The sequence below is a fragment of the Microbacterium pumilum genome, from assembly GCF_039530225.1.
In the GTDB taxonomy this organism is placed as follows: Bacteria; Actinomycetota; Actinomycetes; order Actinomycetales; family Microbacteriaceae; genus Microbacterium; species Microbacterium pumilum.
Genome location: NZ_BAAAOH010000001.1, coordinates 241,969 through 261,319 on the forward strand (window position 1 = coordinate 241,969; position 19,351 = coordinate 261,319).

Genomic DNA, 19,351 nt, shown 5'->3' on the forward strand with positions numbered 1-19,351 from the left:
CTGTGGGTGGGTGGGGGCGCGGTGAGCGATGGTCGTCGTGCGATGGGTCAGGCTCGCAGCCGCATGGACTGCATGATCACTGCGGACATCTCCTCGACCGATTTGGTCGAGGAGTTGAGGAACGGTACGCGGTTGCGGCGGTAGAGGTCCTCGGCCCGACGCAGCTCGAGGGTGCATTGGGCGAGGCTCGAGTACGTTGAGCTGGGTCGCCGCTCGTGGCGCACCTGGCTCAGCCGCAGCGGGGTCGTGGTCAGTCCGAAGCACTTCTCGACGTGGCGCGCGACGGTTTTCGGCAGACCGTCCGAGGGGAAGTCATCGTCCGTGAGCGGATAGTTCGCCACCAGCAGCCCGTACTGCAGCGCCAAGTACATCGTGGTCGGCGTCTTGCCGCAGCGCGACGGCGCGATGATGATCACGTCCGCGATGTCCAGCGCGCGCATGCTCTGACCGTCGTCATGCTCGATCGCATACTCGACTGCGCGCATCCGGGCGAAGTACCGCTCGATGTCGCCGACGCCGTGGTACTGGCCGAGCTGCTCCGAGGCCGTGGTTCCCAGCGCGTCCTCGAGTTCGGTGAGGTGACCGCCCAGGAGATCGATGATGACCGAGCCCGACATCCGAAGTTCCGCCAGGATCTCGGCGGACTTCACGGTCGCGAAGATGATCGGGCGTGCTCCGTTCTGCAGGGATCGCTCGATGTCCTTGACGACGTTGCGGGCGCCCTCCACGGTGTCGACGAAGGGGATGGTGTGCCGCTGGAACGCCACTCCGGGAAAGTTCGCGAGCAGTGCGCTCCCCAGGGTCTCAGCGGTGATTCCCGTGCTGTCCGAGACGAAGTACGCGGCCCGACCGGAGAGGCCTCCGGGCGCGGCGCGCGTCTGAACGGGTATCGCGTCGATGGTCACTCCCCTGCCGATCGTCTTGGTTCAACGCTAGGGAAGCATCAGAGGTTCCTCCGACCAGTGACCGGGTTAAGAAGAGGCGAACCTTCGCTCTAGGTAAGGATCAGCCCTGCGACGAGCGCATCTTCGAGGACGGTGCGCCCAACATCCGGACGCTCCTGACGCATCGACCCGAATGTCCTCGGGTCCCAGTCGAGGTGAAGGCTGTAGTTCGCATCCACCAGGACGTCGACGAGCTGCGTGACGTCGCCCAGCGCGAGCATGCCGCTGATGAGTCTCGCGCCGCGGACGGCGCGCTGCGACGTGCCGATCAGCTTCACTCGCCCACGCGCATTGACGCTGAACGGGCCCGGGCAGTACTCCCCCGCGACCGCGCCCACCCGCGCATCCACCCCCACGTCTCGGAGGAGTGTCGCGAGAGCCGTGGCCACAGATTCGAAGAAGCCACGAGAGTCGATGCTCGTGGTGTCGCGCCACACGACATCGAAGACGACGCACGATTCGTCGTACGCGACGGCTCTTCCGCCGGTGGGGCGCACCGCAGGGGTGAAACCCCGCTCCGCAGCAGCGGCGCCGGCGGCCGCGAAGCCCGGCAGGCGGCTCTCGGATCGGCTCATCGCGAGCGTCGGGCGCGGCGTGTAAATGCGCACGACTCGGTCCTCCGTCAGCTCGCCGGATGCCACGCCCTGCAACAGCGCAACGGACTCGGCCAGGTCGTCCGCGGGCGCCTGCGAGACGAGCTGCCTCACCACTCGCGCGGTCGGCGGATGCAGGGACTCCGGAGAGGTCATCGTCGTCCTTTCAGCAGGGAACCACCGGCCCAGTCTTCACCCTCCCGCACTGTGCTGAATCGGAACCGCGCTCCGGACGCGGGCATCATGAGCCACCCTGCGCGCTCGCCCATCTCGAGCTCAAGAGCTCGGGGGTGCGTGCGTCTCCGCGAGGAAGAGGTCGCACGACGTGCCACGTCTGCACGTTCACGGCCGGGGCGCAAGGGTCCTGTGCGACGACCGCGACGGGTCTACGGTGCCAAGAGTCCGGTGTGATGCCGGCACGGAGCACGAGGTCGTGCGAGATGAAAGACATTCGCGCTCGCCATCGCTGGCCTGCTCCATCGATTCGTACGCGAAGGGCTCCACCATGCACACGCACACACGACGAGGCGCGCGTCTCGTCGCCCTGACCACAGCCCTGACGCTGTCGATCGGAACCGTGATCGCGATGCCCCTCGCGGCCACCGCCGCACCGGCATCCGTCACTGCAGCGCCCGCCGCAGCAGCAGCGCTCGCGGCGCCGCTCACCAACCTCGCCCATCTCGACTTCCTCCTCGACGAGGCGACGCCGCCCGCCGACGTGGACGGGCACACCACGTACCGCCTCGAAGAGGAGCCGGCGCTCGTCCTCCCGTGGACCTACGCCGACGCCCGTGACGGCGGCACGTTCGAGCGCGTCGGCGGAGGCGGGCCGGTCGACCCCGCAACCGGCTACTGGGGACAGGGCGCGTACAACGCGGATGACGTCGCCCGCGCCGCCGTCGTCTACCTGCGGGACTGGCGCCTGACGGGCTCGGAGTCCAGCCGCACCTCGGCGTACGAGCTGCTCCGCTCGCTGACCTATCTGCAGACCGCCGACGGTCCGAACGCGGGCAACGTCGTGCTGTGGATGCAGCCGGACGGAACCCTCAACCCATCGGCCGAGCCGGTAGAGCTGCCAGACCCGTCGGACTCCGGACCGAGCTACTGGCTCGCGCGCACCATCTGGGCGCTGGGCGAAGGCTTTGCGGCCTTCCAGGACGACGACCCGGACTTCGCGGGCTTCCTCGAGCAGCGGCTTGCGCTCTCGGTCGATGCGCTGAACCGCCAGGTGCTTGTGAACTACGGGCAGTGGGAGAAGTCCGACGGGATGCGCGTTCCGGCGTGGCTGATCACGAACGGGGCGGATGCGTCAGCGGAAGCCGCGCTCGGCCTCGCTGCCCGGGTGCAGGCGGAGCCGTCCGACGCGATCGCTGCGACCGCGCTCCGGCAGCTCGCCGAGGGCATCGCAGCCATGTCTTCGGGCGATGCGCAGAGCTGGCCCTACGGTGCGATCCTGCCGTGGACGGAATCCCGGTCGATGTGGCACGCATGGGGATCGCAGATGCCTGCGGCTCTCGCCGCCGCATCCGAGGCTCTCGGTGACCCGTCGCTCGCCAAAGCGGCGGTGAAGGATGCCGCCGTGTTCACGCCGACGCTGCTGACCGCGGGCGGCCCTGACAACGGCTGGTTCCCGACTCCGACCGATCGTGTGCAGATCGCCTACGGCGTCGACTCGCGCGTGCAGTCCCTGCTCGCCGTCGCGGATGCCACGGGCTCACGCGGCTTCGCCGACCTTGCTGCGATTCAGGCCGCGTGGTTCTTCGGCGCCAACCGCTCCGCTGCGCAGATGTACGACTCGGCGACCGGTGTGGGCTACGACGGACTGCAGCCTGATGGTTCGGTGAACCGCAACAGCGGCGCCGAGAGCACGATCCACGCGCTGTTGACGATGATCGCGCTCGACTCGCGGCCCGAGCTCGCCGCGCGCGCCGCGACCGTGACGACCGTCGACGAGATCGACGGCCTCCGGTCGGTGCAGGCAGAGAGCGCCGTCGCCACCGACGGAACGCTGTCGACACCGGTGAACTGGACAGGCGAGTCGAGCTGGGCAGGCGACGCACTGACCCTGGCGCGCGGGCAGTCCGCAACGTTCGACATCGGCACGGATGCCGTGCGCCGCTGGGTGGAGCCGGTCGTGTGGTCGACAGAGGGTGCGAAGAGCGTCTCGACCTGGCGTTCGGGAAAGCTGCCGACCGGCGTGCTGGTGGAGAAGGGTCCTGCTCAGGGCATCTCTCCGACTGCCGGCGTGCTGCTGCCGCGGTCACTGCAACTGCCGGTACTGGGCGATCGCGCCCGACTCACGGTCGGGGTGCGCTCCGGTGAGCTGACCCTCGATGCGCTCCTCGTCCTTCCCGTGATCTCACGACTGGGTCTCAGCGGTGACGGGGGCGTCACGCAGCTCGTCCACTCGAGCGCAAAGCTCTCCCAATCGGCGCGGGTGGGTGTCTCCGGATCCGCGACGACCGCCTACATCTACAGCGGCAAGGGCGTGCTCGTTCACACGCAGAGCGGCGTGGGCGAATACTCCGTGAAGCTGCCCCCGTCGGGATTCGCCGTCGTGATCGGCTGACAGCCCGGCCTCGGAGTACTCGCAGCCTGCGGGTTGGCCACCGGCCGCCCGCAGGCTGCGAGCGTGTCACGCCACCGGGGGGCGCCACGCCACATCCACGAGCGCGTCTGAAACTGAACCAGCCGAGGTTCACCAGCGCCTCACAGATCGGACGCAACGCAGCCTTCGCGCCCGAGTACTGCGCATCGACGAGATCGTCGTCGGATGAGGGCGTCCCCCGCGATCGAGGTTCGGCGTGCGGTTCACTCAATTTGCACATCTAGTCGGTTAGTGCAAAAATACACTCTGTGAGTATTAGTGCAATTTCTCCGCGCGAGCGTCGCGCGGCCGAGACCTCGCGGGGGCTCCGCACGGAAGCCCGTCGCCTCACTGCCGAGCGCGGTCTCGCAGGATTCACGATCGAGGAGCTGTGCTCAGAGGTCGGCGTATCGCGCCGCACGTTCTTCAACTATTACGCGTCGAAGGAGAACGCGGTCATCGGCATCGCCGTGCGCTCCGACACTTCCGACCTCGACGACGCCTTCGTCGCCGGTGCCGGGGCCCTGCTCGACGACTTCGCCGAGCTCCACATCGCGCGCTGGGAGCGCCTCGCACTGACCAAGTCCGAGGCGGACGAGCTCGGCCGGGTCTTCGACCGTGAGCCCAGACTGTTCGCACATTTCGTCACGCTTGCAGCCGAGGGCGAGCGGGACGACATCGCGCTGGTCTCGCAGCGAGCGGATGCCGCCGACAGGGCGGAGACGGTCGTGCTCGTCTTCGGCGCCCTCATCCGCCCCGCCGTGTTCGAGTACTTCGCTGCCGACGGTCAGGACTTCCGCACGATCCTTCTTCGCCGACTCGACGCCGCGCGCCGCGTCTTCTCCTTCTGACTTCTTCCGAACGGACCCCCCTATGACCATCACCTCGTCTGCGCCGATGCTTCTGACCAAACGGCGCATCTGGATCATCTTCAGCGCCTTGATCGCCGGGATGCTGCTGTCGAGTCTCGATCAGACGATCGTCTCGACCGCGATGCCGACGATCGTCGGCCAGCTCGGCGGCGTCGAGCACCAGGTCTGGATCACCACCGCATATCTGCTCGCGACGACCATCGTGATGCCGATCTACGGCAAGTTCGGCGACGTGCTCGGCCGACGCCGGCTCTTCCTCGTCGCGATCGCTCTCTTCACCCTCGCCTCGGTGGGCTGTGCGTTCGCGAGCGACTTCTGGATGTTCGTGATCTTCCGCGCCATGCAGGGCCTCGGCGCCGGCGGCCTGATGATCCTCTCGCAGGCGATCATCGCCGACATCGTCCCCGCCTCCGAGCGCGGCAAGTACCTCGGACCGCTGGGCGCCATCTTCGGCCTGTCCGCCGTCGCGGGCCCCCTGCTCGGCGGGTTCTTCGTCGACCAGCTCACCTGGCAGTGGGCTTTCTACATCAACATCCCGGTCGGCATCGCCGCGTTCGTCATCGCGCTGTTCGCGCTCACCCTGCCCGACAAGAAGGCGACCAAGCCTCTCGACATCCTCGGCATCGTCTTCCTCTCGGCGGCGACGACGTGCCTGATCTTCTTCACCGACTTCGGTGGCGACAAGGACTTCGGCTGGAGCTCACCTGCGACCTGGAGCTGGGGCGTTGGTCTGCTCGTCGCGGTCGCCGCGTTCATCTTCACCGAGGCGAAGGCCAAGGATCCGATCATCCCGCTCAGCCTGTTCCGCAACCCCGTGTTCGTGAACGCGACGGCGATCGGGCTGACCCTGGGTCTCGGAATGTTCGCCGCGATCGGGTTCGTGCCGACCTTCCTCCAGATGTCGTCCGGCACGTCGGCGGCGGCATCCGGTCTGCTGATGATCCCCATGATGGTCGGCCTCCTCGGCACCTCGATCACCTCGGGCATTCTGATCACCAAGACCGGTCGGTACAAGATCTTCCCGATCCTCGGCACCGTCGTCACCGGCATCGCCATGATCGCGATGACGACGCTCACCGCCTCGACTCCGATCTGGCTGATCTGCGTGTTCCTGTTCGTGTTCGGCGCCGGCCTCGGCCTGATCATGCAGGTCGTCGTGCTGGTCGTGCAGAACGCCGTCCCCGCGTCTGAGGTCGGCACCGCGACGAGCACCAACAACTACTTCCGCGAGGTCGGGGCTGCCCTCGGCACCGCCGTGTTCGGAACCATCTTCGCCACCCGGCTCACCGAGAACCTGCAGGACGTCTTCACCTCGGCGGGCGCGACGTCCGGCCAGGCGGCGAACGCCACCTCGACCCTGGACCCGCAGACCCTGAGCCAGCTGCCCGACTCGATACGCGACGGCGTCGTCAACGCCTATGCGGATGCCCTCGCACCGGTGTTCTGGTACCTGCTGCCCTTCATCGGCCTCGCGTTCATCCTTGCGCTGTTCCTCAAGCAGATCCCGCTGTCGGATGTCGCCGGGCTGGTCGCGCGTGGCGAGGCCATCAGCGGAGATGAAGCCGAACTCCTCGAGGCGCAGCTCCGCGACGCCGCAACACTCGAGGGCGAACTCGTCTCGACCGGGACGATTCGAACCGGCCGCGGCGCGGATGGCCGCGACGAGGCGTAGGTCAGCGGGTTCGAGCCCTCCGCGGGATCACGTCGTCAGGACGACCTTGCCGGTGTTCCTTCGTGCCTCGATGTAGGCCTGCGCGTCGCCTGCGTGGTCGAGGGGGAATGTGCTGTCCACGTGTGGACGCACCCACCCTTCGGCCACGCCGGCGAGCAGCACCCGCATCCAGTCCGCGATCATGTCGGGTTCGTGCCACATGTGACCGAGGTTCACACCGAAGACCGATCTGTTGGAGTTCATGAGCGGCACTGGGTGAAACAGCGGCATGCCGGCCGCGAGCGCGCCGAGCCGGAGCGGCCCGGGCAGCTTCGACGCAGTGGCGCCCGAGACACCGAACATGCCGAGCCGCCCTGTCGAGCGCAAGGCGCGATAGCTCTTCTTCCAGTGCGTGCCTCCGAACGGGTCGGTGATGAGCGATACGCCCTTCCCCGCGGTCAGCCGGTCGACCTCGATCGACCAATCCTTCGTGCGGTAGTCGATGGCTTCGTCCACGCCGCGCTCGATGAGGAACGCGTGCTTGGCGCTGCTGGCGGTGCCATAGATCGTCGCCCCGACGTGGCGCGCGATGTCGATCGCGGCCAGCCCGACCCCGCCGCCGGCGTTGTGGATCAGGACGGTCTCACCGGGCTTCAGCGAGCCCATGACCACGAGCAGCTGCCAGGCGGTGAGGTAGCTCACCGGAATCGCGGCGGCCTCGACGTGCGACAGCGTCGGCGGCTTCTCGTAGACCTGATTCCGGGGCACCGAAACGACGTCCGAGTAGCCTCCGAACCGGGTCAACGCCACGACGTCGCGCCCGATCAGGGCTCGGTCGACCCCGCTGCCCACCTCATCCGCCACGCCCGAGACTTCATACCCGACCACGGCCGGCAGACGAGGTGCGTCAGGATACAGACCCTTGCGGGTCAGGATGTCGGCGAAGTTGATGCCGCTGGCTTCGACGCGAATCCGCACCTCACCCCGGCCCGGTCGGGGGTCGGCGGTTTCGCGCACCTGCAGTTTCTCGGGGCCGCCGTGACCGACGATGACGATCTGCTTCACACCTCGCAGTATGGTCGCATTCCTAGTAGGTCGCGCGACCGCCGCTGATGTCGTACACGGCGCCGGTCGAGAAGCTGCATTCGGCCGACGTGAGCCAGGCGATCAGCGCAGCCACCTCTTCGGCCCGGCCGACCCTGCCCATCGGGATCAGCGAGGTGATGTGCTGGAGCACATCGGGCGCCGTGGTCGCGTTCATCGGCGTGTCGATGACCGCGGGGGCGATGGCGTTGACCAGCACACCCGTCTTGGCGAGCTCCTTGCCGAGTGACTTGGTCATCCCGATCACGGCTGCCTTCGACGCGGAGTAGGCGCTGAGGTTCGGGTTGCCGTCCTTGCCCGCCATGCTCGCGATATTGACGATGCGACCCCAGCCGCGTTCGACCATGGTCGGCACGAGGGCCCGGATGACGCGGAAGGTCCCGTGTACATTGACATCGAACGTGCGCGTCCACTCGTCCGGACTCGTCTCCCACAGCGGCTTGTTCGGCCCGACGATGCCTGCGCTGTTGACCAGGATGTCGACGGGCCCGGCCGCAGCGACTGCCGCGTCGACCGCCCGAGTGTCGGTCACGTCGACGATGAAGTCGGCGTCGGGCGACACATCGAACGTCACCACCTCGATGCCGTCCGCTCGCAGACGGGCGGCGCACGCAGCGCCGAGTCCGCTGTGGCCGCCCGTGATGATCGCGCGCCTCATGGTTGCTCCTGGCCCGTCCAAGTGTCAGTGAGACTCACGGCTCACCTTGTCGCCGCTGGCCCCGACGAGGAAGTCGAGATCGGCACCCGTGTCGGCCTGCATGACGTGGTCGACGTAGAGCTTCGCCCAGCCGCGCACCGGCGCAGCGTATGCCGCCTCGCTCGCCGGAGTCTGGCTGCGGGACTGCAGCTCTTCGTCGGTGACGTCGAAGCTCAGGATGCGGTTCTCCACATCGACCGTGACGATGTCGCCGGTGCGGACGAAGGCGAGTGGCCCGCCGGCGGCGGCCTCCGGTGCGACATGCAGGATGACGGTGCCGTATGCCGTTCCGCTCATGCGGGCGTCGCTGATGCGCACCATGTCGCGGACGCCCTGCTCGAGCAGCTTCTGCGGGAGGGGCATGTTTCCGACTTCGGGCATCCCCGGGTAGCCGCGCGGACCGCAGCCGCGCAGCACCAGCACGGAATCGGCGGTCACGTCCAGGCCGGGGTCATCGATCCGCGCGCGCATGTCTTCGACGCTGTCGAACACAACCGCCGGACCCACGTGCTGCAGCAGCTCGGGTGTTGCGGCGGACGGTTTCACGATCGCTCCGCGCGGCGCGAGATTGCCCCGCAGCACGGCGATCCCGGCGTCCTCCATCATCGGCGCCTCGCGGGGGAAGATCACCGTGTCGTCGTACACCGGGTGGTCGACCAGGTAGTCGACGAGCGGCCTGCCCGTCACCGTGATGGGCTCGGGGTGGAAGAGATCCTTGACCTGAGTCAGCAGCGCGAGGAGTCCTCCGGCGCGGTAAAGGTCATCCATCAAGAAGGTGCCGCTGGGCTGCAGGTTCGCGAGCACCGGAACCCCGCTGCCTGCGGCGTCGAAGTCCTCCAGTGTCAGGTCGATGCTCAGCCGGCCCGCGATCGCCAGCAGATGCATCACGGAGTTCGTCGATCCGCCGACCGCCGCGACCGCGATGATGGCGTTGAGGAAGGCATCCTTCGTCATGATGTCGCTGGGCCTGCGGCCTGCCGCGACGAGTTCGACGATGAGCCGACCGGTGTCGTGCGACAGCGACAGCAGTCGCGCGTCAGCGGCGGGGGTGCCTGCGAAGCCCGGGATCGTCATGCCCAGCGCCTCGGCGACGACGGCCATGGTCGAGGCCGTGCCCATGGTGTTGCAGTGTCCCTTGCTGCGGATCATGGACTGCTCGGACTTCATGAACTGCGCGTTCGAGATCGTGCCCGCGCGCGCCTCTTCGCTCAAGCGCCACACGTCCGTGCCGCAGCCGAGCGCCTCGCCGCGGAAGTGCCCGGTGAGCATCGGTCCGCCAGGGACCACGATCGCGGGGATGTCGACGGATGCCGCGGCCATGAGCAGCGCGGGGATGGTCTTGTCGCACCCGCCGAGGAGCACGAGGCCGTCGATCGGGTTGGCGCGGAACATCTCCTCCATCGCCATCGCGGCCATGTTGCGCCACAGCATCGCGGTCGGTTTGACCTGCGTCTCACCCAGCGAGACGACGGGGAGGTTGTAGGGCACGCCGCCCGCGGCCCACACACCCTGCTTGACACTCTCGGCGACCTCGTTGAGGTGCATGTTGCACGGCGTGAGGTCGGAGGCGGTGTTGGCGATCGCGATCTGCGGCTTCGTGCCGTCGAGCGCATCCTCGGGGTTGCCGCGCCGCATCCACGCCCGATGGATGTAGGCGTTGCGGTCGTTTCCCTCGTACCACTCGGCACTGCGGAGATGATTCACCATCGAACCCCATTTTCCACCAGATTGAATGTTCCGCTAACATTCTGAATTATGCCACAGGCGGCGTGACGTCCCGAACCGGAGAAGGAAGCCCGCTCATGAGACTTGTCCGATGGGGACCCGCAGTCAACGAGTCGTCCGGAGTGCTCGTCGACCACGACGACACCATCATCGATCCCTCCGACGTGGCGTGATGCGCGCGCTCGTCGTGACCGCCCCCCGGGTGGCTTCGGTGCAGGACGTGCCCGATCCGGTCGCCGCGCCGGGGCAGCTGCTGGTGGATGTCGAGCGGGTGGGCATCTGCGGCACGGATGTCGAGCTGTACACGGGCGAGATGGCCTACCACGAGCAGGGCCACACCACCTTTCCGATTCGCCTCGGCCACGAGTGGACCGGCCGGGTGGTCGCGGCGGGTGACGCGGCGGATCAGGCCTGGATCGGCAAGCGCGTCACGGGTGACACGATGCTCGGCTGCGGTCACTGCGACTACTGCCTCGCGGGGCGACACCACGTCTGCCCGAACAGGTTCGAGGTCGGCATCCGCGACGGCTGGGCCGGCGCGCTGGCAGAGCGGATGCTGGTGCCCACCAGGTTCGCATATGGGATTCCCGAGCACGTCAGCGTGACGGCCGCGGCGCTCGTCGAGCCCGGCGGCAACTCGCTGCGCGCCGTGCGCGCGGCGCGCGTCGAGGCCGGTCAGAGCGTGCTCGTCCTCGGCTCCGGCACGATCGGCCTGCTCGCCACGCAGTTCGCGCTCGCGGCCGGCGCCGAGGTGCACGTCGGCGGCGTCCGAGAGGGCTCGCTTGCTCTCGCGCGTTCACTGGGGGTACCGAACACGTGGCAGCTCGACGAGCTGGCGGCGTCGGCATCCGATCGATTCGACGCGGTCATCGACGCCACCAGCAACGATGCGATGCCCGCCCTCTCGGTGCGGCTCGCCAAGCCCGCGGGCCGCGTCGTCTACATCGGCCTGTCGTCCACGCCGAGCCTCGTCGACACCCGCGACATCGCACTGAAGGACATCACAGCGGTCGGCATCCTCTCCGCCTCGCCCGGTCTGGCCGGCGCCATCGAGCACTTCGCAGACGGGTCGGTGGTGCCGGATGCCATCGTGAGCGAGGTCGTCGCCCTCGAGGATGTGCCCGACCGTCTCGAAGGACGGCGCGGCGCAGATGCGGGACCCGGCCCCAAGGTGCATGTCGACCCTCGTCTGGTCGGCTGAATCGAACCGGAGCCGATCATGAGCGAGTCGACCGCGAGCGAACCCGCCTCCGCCGAGGAGAGGCTGGTCGGGGCGGACCGCGTGATCGCGGTGCTCACCGAACTCGCCGACCATCCGCTCGGTGTCACGCTGGACGAGCTGGCCGGCATCCTGCGCAGTTCGAAGCCGACCGTGCACCGCGCGTTGGCCACGCTGCGCCGGGCGGGCCTGGCTGAGATGACCGGGCGCGGCGTGTACATCCTCGGCGACGAGTACCTGCGCCTCGCGTTCCGCAACCTCGATGGTCGCCCCGAGACCGCCCGCATACAGCCTCTCCTCGAGCAGCTCGCCGCGCAGTTCGGAGAGACTGCGCACTACGCCGTCCTCTCCGGCAAGGACATCGTGTATCGCGCGAAGATGGACCCCCCACAGGGCGCGGTGCGGCTCACGTCCGTCATCGGCGGCCGCAACCCGGCCTACCGGACCGGGGTCGGGAAGGCGCTGCTGAGCGGTCAGCTCCTCGACCTCGACCAGGTGATCGACTGGTTCGGTGAGTTCCCTCTCGAGCAGAAGACCGTGAACACCCTGGTCACACCCGAGGCGCTGCTCGCAGAGCTCGAGGCGACCCGGCGCCGCGGCTTCGGCATCGACAACCAGGAGAACGAGATCGGCGTCAACTGCGTCGCGATCCCGATCCACCTCGACGGGTCGACCACCCCGTCAGGAGCGGTCAGCGTCAGCGCCGTCACCTTCCGCTGCCCACTGGAGCAGCTTGTCGGGGCCGTGCCCGACATCCGCGCCACGATCGCCCAGACGCTCGGACCGAACGCGCTCGGCGTCGGCTGAACTGCCGATCAATCGTTTCCGCTCGCGGGCGGCGGCCCGAGCTTCTCGATCGCGTCGAAGAACGCGTCGGGCACCGCCGAGTCGATGAGCGACGGAAGCGCACCCAGTCGCTCCAGCGAGCTGACTCCGACGACGGTCGTATCGATCAGCGGGCTGCCGACCGAGAACTGCAGCGCGGCTGCGGCGAGATCGACCGACCACTCCGATGCGAGGGCCCGCACGCGCGCGAGATGCGCGGCAAAGTCGGCGGGCATCTCCTGGTATCCGTAGGTGCTCGCGCCGTTCGCCAACGTCCCGCCACCGAACGGCGCCGCGTTGAAGACCGTCATCCCGAGTTCCCGCGCCAAGGTGAACGTCGGCTCGGCCGTCCGATCCACCAGAGTGAACCGGTTGTGCGACAGCACCACGTCGAACACACCGGTCGCGACGTACTCGTGGACCTGCCCGATGGTGCCGGACGCGATGCCGATCGCACCGATCACGCCCTCATCGCGCAACGCGATCAAGGCGGGCACTGCCCCTCCCGGCCCCATCGCTTCCTCGAAGGTGATCGTGTACGGATCGTGCAGCTGGTACAGGGGGAGGGAGTCCAGCCCCAGACGCCCCAGCGATTCATCCAATGATCGGCGCACCCGGTCACCGTCGAACGCCCCGCTGACCACGTCACGATCGGCCTTCGAGTAGATGAGCTTGCCGGTGGGGATGCCGCCCGAACGCGTGATCGCATCGCCGAGGTGCCGTTCGCTCCGCCCTTGCGCATACATGTTGCTGGTGTCGATGTTGCCCACCGTGGATTCGAGCAGCGCGTCGGCGAGAACCTCCGCTCCCGTCCGCTCCCCCAATCCCGAGGCTCCGAGGGTGATCGGTGTGGTTGCAACGCGGTTCATCTTCGCTCCTCGTGGTTCGGTCCTCCACCAAACTACGTGAGGCGATGTGACGCCGCGGTGACCACCGGCAGAAGGTGCGAAGGTACTTACATGCGTTTGACTGACCGCCCCGCATCCGACCTGTTCCGTGACGCCCGCGACGGGCTTGTCGCCCTTCGCGAGGACTATCCGCGAGCGCTGCAGGAATTCGCGTGGCCGCAGATCGACGGCGAGTTCAATTGGGCGATCGACTGGTTCGACGAGGTCGCGCGCGGCAACCACGTACCCGCGCTGGTGATCGTGGAGGAAGACGGGGAGCGCACGACTCGCACCTTCGGCGAGATGGCTGCTCGCTCGGACCAGCTCGGCCGATGGCTGCTCGGGCGGGGCGTTTCGCGCGGCGACTCGGTCCTGCTCATGCTGGGCAATCAGGTCGAGCTGTGGGAGTCGATGCTCGCCCTCACCAAGATCGGCGCGATCATCCTCCCGACGACGCTGGCGATCGGAGGCGACGACCTGCAGGACCGTCTCGTGCGCGGTTCGGTGAGCCATGTGATCGCGGCCGGCGACCACGCCGACAAGTTCGACCTTCTGCCGCAGTCCGTGTCGGGCATCCGGGTAGGCGACGGCCCGCGCTCCTGGGCCGACTACGACGAGGCGTTCCGCACGCCCGCCGAGCGGATGCCGCATCCCGGTACGCTCGCGAACGACCCGCTGCTGCACTACTTCACCTCCGGCACCACGAGCCGGCCGAAGCTCGTCGAGCACACCCACGTCTCGTATCCCGTCGGTCACCTCACGACGATGTACTGGCTCGGACTGCGCCCCGGCGACGTGCATCTCGCGATCAGCTCGCCGGGTTGGGCCAAGCATGCGTGGAGCTGCTTCTTCGCCCCCTGGATCGCCCAGGCCACGATCTTCGTCTACAACTACGGGCGGTTCGACGCCGAGCGCATGTTGGAGACCATCCGCGCCGAGGGCGTCACGTCGTTCTGCGCTCCCCCGACGGTGTGGCGGATGCTGATCCAGGCCGACCTGTCGGCCGGCGCCGGCGTGCTCCGCGAAGCGGTGTCGGCGGGTGAGCCGCTCAACCCTGAGGTGATCGCCCAGGTGCGAACCGCGTGGGGGCTCACCATCCGCGACGGATACGGCCAGACCGAGATGACCGCGGTGATCGCGAACTCCCCCGGCCAGCCGATCAAGGACGGCGCGATGGGCCGGCCCCTGCCGGGCTGCCCGATCGTGCTCGTCGACCCGGTCACCGGGGAGCAGTCCGACGAGGGCGAGATCTGCATCGACCTGTCGCAGCATCCGACGAACATCATGACCGGCTACGTCGGCGACGCGGAACGCAACGCAGAGGCGACAGCGGGCGGCTACTTCCACACCGGCGACATCGCCTCTCGCGACGAGAACGGCTACCTCACGTACATCGGCCGGACCGACGACATCTTCAAGGCCTCCGACTACAAGATCAGCCCCTTCGAGCTCGAGAGCGTGCTCGTCGAGCATCCGGCGGTCGTCGAAGCGGCGATCGTCCCCGCGCCCGATGCGCTCCGGCTCGCCGTTCCCAAGGCCTACGTGGTCCTGGCTGCGGGAGTCGAACCGACGATGGCGACCGCGCACGACATCCTGCTGTACGCCCGCAATCACCTCTCGGCGTATCAGCGCATCCGTCGCATCGAGTTCTTCGACCTCCCGAAGACGATCTCGGGCAAGATCCGTCGCGTCGAGCTGCGGCAGCGCGAAGAGCGCATCGCCCGCGGCGAAGAGACCGCCGAAGAATGGCGCGACGATCAGATCCGCGACGCCCCGATCGAGGGTGAAGCAAGGTCGTAGTGGTCAGGCGGGCGGCGCGCTCGTCGGCTGCGGATGCCGGTGCCTCGCGGCTCTCAGCCTTCGCTGAGGCTTCGCGCGAGCGCTGAACCCGCCTCGCGCAGCCAGCGCGCTGGGTCGGCCATCGCAGCCGCGCTGCTGCCGGCGAGATCTGTGAGCGAGACGGATGCCGCGAATCCTGATGTGTCGGCATCCGGAGCGATTCGCCCCGCGACGAGCGCGACAGGGACGCCCGCAGCCGCGGCGAGCGCGGCGACGTGCGTCGGCGCCTTGCCTGCGGCGGACTGGCCATCGAAGGAGCCTTCTCCGGTGACGACGTGGGATGCCGTGGCGAGCGCGGAGCGCAGGCCGATGAGATCCGCGACTTCGGCAGCGCCCGGGACCAGCCGGGCGCCCCACGCGAGCAGGCCGAAGCCCACGCCGCCGGCTGCGCCCGCACCCGGCGTCGCAGGGTCGGCCGGAAGCAGCTCCGCGAGCCGCCTGAGCCCCGCCTCGCCACGCTCGACTCCGGCAGGATCGAGGCCCTTCTGCGGGCCGAACACTGCCGCTGAGCCGGACGCGCCCAGAAGCGGATTCGTCACGTCGGTGAGCACGACCACCTCACCCACGGGCCGCGCGCGGAGCCCGGCGAGGTCGGCGCTCCCGACCGAGTCCAAGCCGCGCACACCCAGCGAGATCGGTCGACCTTCGGCATCCGCGAACCGGACGCCGAGCGCGGTCAGCATGCCGGTGCCGCCGTCCGTGGACGAACTGCTGCCGATGCCGAGCACGAGGCGCGAGACGCCGTGGTCCAGCGCCGCCGCGATCGCCTCGCCGAAGCCGCGCGAATGCGCGTCGAGCGGCAGGAGGTCACCCGCCAGAAGCTCGATGCCCGACGTGGACGCAAGCTCCACGACGGCGGTGCCGTCCGGCGCGTCGGCGGTCGGCGGGAGGAGGAGCCAGGATGCCGCAACGGGGCGCCCGTGCGGCCCGGTCACGGTGACCGGCATCCGGATGCTGCCCTGGATCGCGGCGGCGAACGCATCGAGCGTTCCCTCTCCCCCGTCTGCCATGGGACGTGCGACCAGCTCGACCTCGGGCGTCGCCGCGCGCCAGCCGGCCGCGAGCGCGGCAGCGGCATCCGCCGCGGCAATCGACCCCTTGAAGCTGTCCGGGGCGAGAACGACTCTCATCGGTGCGTGCCCATGCTCGTCGTGAGGTCTACGCGACGGGCACGAGCGGCGTGCTGTCGCGCAGCACGACCTCGAGCGGGAGCGGTGTGGCATCCGCATCCCACTCCTCGTCCACGGCCGCGCGCAAGGCGAGGTATCCGATGTCGTCGAGGGGAACTTTGACGGTGGTGAGGCCGGGGGTCACATCCTGTCCGGCGGGGATGTCATCGAACCCGCAGAGCGCAATGTCCGAGCCGACCGCACGCCCCGCTTCGCGCACCGCCGACATCGCGCCGATCGCGACGACGTCGCTGATCGCGAAGACGAGGGTGCCCGGCTCGACGCCGTCGCGAAGTGCCTGCGACATGAGCTGGTAGCCCGACTCGCGGGTGAAGCCGCCGCGATAGACCCGCAGCACCTCGCCTCCCGTCGCAGCGAACCCCTCGGTGAACCCTGCGGTGCGATCGTCGGAGGTGAGCACGCCTTCATCGGCCGCGAGGAGGATCGCCTTCCGGTAGCCGCCGGCGGCGAGCGCAAGGCCGAGAGCACGCGCGCCGCTGACATTGTCGACGATGATGGAGCGCACCGCCCCGGCAGCGGGTCCGAGGGCGACGACTCGGCCGCCCGTCGCCGCGAGGGCATCGAACTCCGCCTGCGCTGCGGGAAAGGACGACTCGGTGGTGCGCGAAGCGGTGAGGATCAGTCCCCGCGGCCGCTGGCCGCGCAGCGCCCGCACCAGGCGTGCTTCGCGCTCGGGGTCGCGCTCGGTGATCGCGATCGTCACGATGAGCCCGGCTTCGTCTGCGCCCCGGGCGACCCCCGCAGCGATCTGCCCGAAGTACGGGTCGGCGATGTCGGCGACGAGCAGCGCGATGATCGCCGAGGTGCCCCGCGCGGTGGCTTGAGCCGAGACGTTCGCGGTGTAGCCGAGCTGCGCCGCGGCCGCTTCGACACGCTCGCGATATGTCTCGGCGACCTTGCGTGTCGACCCGTTCAGCACCCGTGACGCGGTGGCGAGTGACACACCCGCAGTGACGGCGACGTCATTCAGCGTCGGCGCGGAGGAACGTGCCCGCTCCGTCGTGGTCTCGCTCACGAGGCAGAGTCTACGGGCGCGCCCAGGAGCGGCGAGATCGCCGAGCCGAAGGTCTCGACCGTGCGCTGCACGACGTGCTGCGGCGCGTCCGCCCAGATCTGCTCGTTGAAGATCTCCACCTCGATATCGCCGCGATAGCCCGCGTCGAGCACAGCGCCGGTGAGCGAGGCGAAGTCGATGACGCCGTCTCCCGGATAGTGCCGCCCGAGCAGGACGTCGGCCGGCAGCGGCGTCTTCCAGTCGCACACCTGGTAGGTCGCGATGCGGCCCTCTCGCCCGGCCCGGGCGATCTGGTGCAGCACGTCGGGATCCCACCAGATGTGGAACGTGTCGACGGTCGCGCCGACCACGGATGGGTCGAAGTCCGCGGCGATGTCGAGCGCCTGGCCGAGCGTCGAGACGACCGCACGGTCGGACGCATACATCGGATGCAGCGGCTCGATCGCGAGCGTCACGCCCGCGGCCGCGGCATCCGGCGCCAGTTCGCCGATCGCGTCGCGCACGCGCTCGCGGACTCCGATCAGGTCGCGTGAGCCCTCGGGCAGTCCACCGGCCACGAGCACGAGGATGGCGGTCGACCCCTCGGCACCGGCGGCGGCGAGGGTCGCGGCTTCTTCGATCGCCACGCGGTTGTCGTCGATCGCGGCACGGCGCCCTGGGCCTTCCGGCAGCGTGAAGAATCCGCCCCGGCAATGCGTCGTGAAGCGGAGCCCCGAGTCGGTGAGCAGCTTCGCGGCTGTTGCGAGACCGACCTCGTGCACGGGCTCGCGCCACAGGCCGATCGCCTGCACCCCGGCATCCGCCGTGACGCGCAGCGCGGTGGCGAGATCGGCGTACTTGAGCGTCGCCTGGTTGATCGAGAGCCGAGGGTCGGGGGCGTTCATGCGTCCGCCCCCTCGTGCATGTCCCGAAAGCCGGCGCTTCGACCGGCCTTTGGCAGCATCTTTCGGGACATGGAGGTCAGTTTTCGGGACATCGAGGCCGGGAGTGAAGTGCCGGATGCGGCGCTCATGCGTCGACTCCGTTCAGGCGCAGCATGCCGTGCCACCGTTCTGCGGCGAGTTCGGGCTGCTCCAATGCGTTCGAGACGTTCGCGAGCTCGACGATGCGCGACAGGTGCGGGAGGCTCCGCGCCGAGTGCAGTCCTCCGACCATCTGGAAGGCCGTCTGGTGTCCGTTGAGCCAGGCCAGGAACGCGACGCCGGTCTTGTAGAAGAAGGTCGGCGTCGCGAAGACCTGACGGCTGAGCTCCTCGGTCGGACCGAGCAGCGCGAGGTACCGGTCGGGATCGCCGGCGTCCAGCGCCTGGATGGCGGCAGAGGCGACCGGCGTGATCGCCGCGAAAGCGCCGAGCAGTGCGTCCGAGTGCCCCTCCCCCTGGCCGACCGTATCGCCGCCGATGAGACCGACGTAGTTGAAGTCGTCGCCCGTGAACATCCGCACGCCGTCGGGCAGACGTTCGCGGACCGAGACCTCCGCAGCGGCATCCAGCAGGCTCATCTTGACGCCCGCGATCTTGTCGGCGTGCTCGCCGATGATCTCGAGGAGGACATCGGATGCCGAGGCCCAGTCGGTGGAGCCGAAGTAGCCCGCGAGCGACGGGTCGAATGCCGTGCCGAGCCAGTGCAGCACCACCGGCGCCGTCGCCGATGCCAGCACCTCGCGGTAGACGCGACGGTAATCGTCTGCGGATGCCGCAGCCCGGGCGAGGTGTCGCGACGCCATCAGCACCGGGCCGGCGCCCTGCTCTTCGGTGAAGTGCAGCTGCTCCTTGTAGGCGTCGATGATCGCGTCGAGCTCGATCCAATCCTGGTCGACGTGGTCGGTGTTCACGCCGACGACGACCGATCCGCCTTCTTCGCGCGCCACTTCGGCGCTGCGGGCGATGAGCTCGCGGGTCGCGGCGGCATCGAGCCCCATGTTGCGCTGGGCGGTGTCCATAGCGTCGGCGACGCCGAGACCCCACGAGTAGACCGAGCGGCGGAACGCCAGTGTGGCGTCCCAGTCGATGTCGGCGGGCTGTCCGGGAGTGTTGTCGGCCCACACCTGGGGCACCACGTGCGCGGCCGCATACGCGATGCGGCTCCGCAGCGGCTCGGTCGGCTTGGTGAACGAGGGTGCCTCGGCCAGCTCGGCCGTCGATGTCGCGCCCTCGGGGTCCAGGAGGGTCAGCCCCCCGGTTGCTGAGCTCTGTCGAGGCACG

The 19,351-nt window shown here is 68.7% G+C and carries 16 protein-coding genes; 6 read left to right on the forward strand and 10 right to left on the reverse strand.

Going from position 1 to position 19,351, the window contains the following annotated elements:
- Nucleotides 1-47: 47 nt before the first annotated feature.
- Together ABD188_RS01135 and ABD188_RS01140 are read right to left on the reverse strand one after the other, a co-directional pair.
- Nucleotides 48-899, reverse strand: a complete 852-nt coding sequence (locus tag ABD188_RS01135) for a pyruvate, water dikinase regulatory protein (RefSeq protein WP_344066787.1) — start codon at nucleotides 897-899, stop codon at nucleotides 48-50.
- 95 nt (nucleotides 900-994) lie between these two features.
- Entirely contained in the window at nucleotides 995-1,693 is a 699-nt protein-coding gene (locus tag ABD188_RS01140) for a lipoate--protein ligase family protein (RefSeq protein WP_344057715.1), read from the reverse strand.
- A gap of 349 nt (nucleotides 1,694-2,042) precedes the next feature.
- On the opposite strand from ABD188_RS01140, the gene ABD188_RS01145 reads away from it, so the two are divergent.
- The 3 genes from ABD188_RS01145 (at nucleotide 2,043) to ABD188_RS01155 (ending at nucleotide 6,668) form a co-directional block, all read left to right on the forward strand.
- Nucleotides 2,043-4,106: a hypothetical protein gene (locus ABD188_RS01145; protein ID WP_344057718.1), complete on the forward strand. Its 2,064-nt coding sequence runs from the start codon at nucleotides 2,043-2,045 to the stop codon at nucleotides 4,104-4,106.
- Between the two features lie 287 nt (nucleotides 4,107-4,393).
- Nucleotides 4,394-4,975, forward strand: coding sequence for a TetR/AcrR family transcriptional regulator (locus ABD188_RS01150; protein ID WP_344057720.1), 582 nt, complete (start codon nucleotides 4,394-4,396; stop codon nucleotides 4,973-4,975).
- Nucleotides 4,976-4,997: 22 nt separating this feature from the next.
- Nucleotides 4,998-6,668: an MDR family MFS transporter gene (locus ABD188_RS01155; RefSeq protein WP_344057722.1), complete on the forward strand. Its 1,671-nt coding sequence runs from the start codon at nucleotides 4,998-5,000 to the stop codon at nucleotides 6,666-6,668.
- Nucleotides 6,669-6,695: 27 nt separating this feature from the next.
- Here the strand turns inward: ABD188_RS01155 and ABD188_RS01160 are convergent, their stop codons facing one another.
- From ABD188_RS01160 to ABD188_RS01170, 3 genes are read right to left on the reverse strand one after another with little or no spacing between them, the layout of a single operon-like run.
- Entirely contained in the window at nucleotides 6,696-7,712 is a 1,017-nt protein-coding gene (locus tag ABD188_RS01160; protein WP_344057724.1) for a synaptic vesicle VAT-1 family membrane protein, read from the reverse strand.
- Nucleotides 7,713-7,734: 22 nt separating this feature from the next.
- Nucleotides 7,735-8,409, reverse strand: coding sequence for an SDR family NAD(P)-dependent oxidoreductase (locus ABD188_RS01165; protein ID WP_344057726.1), 675 nt, complete (start codon nucleotides 8,407-8,409; stop codon nucleotides 7,735-7,737).
- Nucleotides 8,410-8,433: 24 nt separating this feature from the next.
- Nucleotides 8,434-10,155, reverse strand: a complete 1,722-nt coding sequence (locus ABD188_RS01170; protein WP_344057728.1) for an IlvD/Edd family dehydratase — start codon at nucleotides 10,153-10,155, stop codon at nucleotides 8,434-8,436.
- Nucleotides 10,156-10,345: 190 nt separating this feature from the next.
- Here ABD188_RS01170 and ABD188_RS01175 point away from each other — a divergent pair, with 190 nt between their 5' ends.
- Both ABD188_RS01175 and ABD188_RS01180 read left to right on the forward strand, forming a co-directional pair.
- Nucleotides 10,346-11,374: a zinc-dependent alcohol dehydrogenase gene (locus ABD188_RS01175; protein ID WP_344057730.1), complete on the forward strand. Its 1,029-nt coding sequence runs from the start codon at nucleotides 10,346-10,348 to the stop codon at nucleotides 11,372-11,374.
- Nucleotides 11,375-11,392: 18 nt separating this feature from the next.
- Entirely contained in the window at nucleotides 11,393-12,199 is an 807-nt protein-coding gene (locus ABD188_RS01180; protein WP_344057732.1) for an IclR family transcriptional regulator, read from the forward strand.
- A gap of 8 nt (nucleotides 12,200-12,207) precedes the next feature.
- On the opposite strand, the gene ABD188_RS01185 is transcribed toward ABD188_RS01180, so the two are convergent.
- Nucleotides 12,208-13,086 (reverse strand): aldo/keto reductase, encoded by an 879-nt coding sequence (locus tag ABD188_RS01185; protein WP_344057734.1) that lies wholly within the window; start codon nucleotides 13,084-13,086, stop codon nucleotides 12,208-12,210.
- Between the two features lie 90 nt (nucleotides 13,087-13,176).
- On the opposite strand from ABD188_RS01185, the gene ABD188_RS01190 reads away from it, so the two are divergent.
- Nucleotides 13,177-14,904, forward strand: a complete 1,728-nt coding sequence (locus ABD188_RS01190) for an AMP-binding protein (protein ID WP_344057736.1) — start codon at nucleotides 13,177-13,179, stop codon at nucleotides 14,902-14,904.
- Nucleotides 14,905-14,957: 53 nt separating this feature from the next.
- Here ABD188_RS01190 and ABD188_RS01195 read toward each other — a convergent pair whose 3' ends face one another.
- The 4 genes from ABD188_RS01195 to ABD188_RS01210 form a co-directional block, all read right to left on the reverse strand.
- A complete protein-coding gene (locus tag ABD188_RS01195) occupies nucleotides 14,958-16,073 on the reverse strand; it encodes a glycerate kinase (RefSeq protein ID WP_344057737.1) in 1,116 nt (371 codons plus the stop codon).
- Nucleotides 16,074-16,101: 28 nt separating this feature from the next.
- On the reverse strand, nucleotides 16,102-17,148 hold the full coding sequence (locus tag ABD188_RS01200; RefSeq protein WP_344057739.1) for a LacI family DNA-binding transcriptional regulator: 1,047 nt from the start codon (nucleotides 17,146-17,148) through the stop codon (nucleotides 16,102-16,104).
- Nucleotides 17,145-18,032 carry a sugar phosphate isomerase/epimerase family protein gene (locus ABD188_RS01205; protein WP_344057741.1) on the reverse strand — a complete coding sequence of 296 codons (888 nt, stop codon included), beginning with the start codon at nucleotides 18,030-18,032 and terminating at the stop codon, nucleotides 17,145-17,147. Before ABD188_RS01205 ends, ABD188_RS01200 begins: the two co-directional genes overlap by 4 nt.
- A 124-nt stretch (nucleotides 18,033-18,156) precedes the next feature.
- Entirely contained in the window at nucleotides 18,157-19,350 is a 1,194-nt protein-coding gene (locus ABD188_RS01210) for a dihydrodipicolinate synthase family protein (protein WP_425561313.1), read from the reverse strand.
- Nucleotide 19,351: the final 1 nt, after the last annotated feature.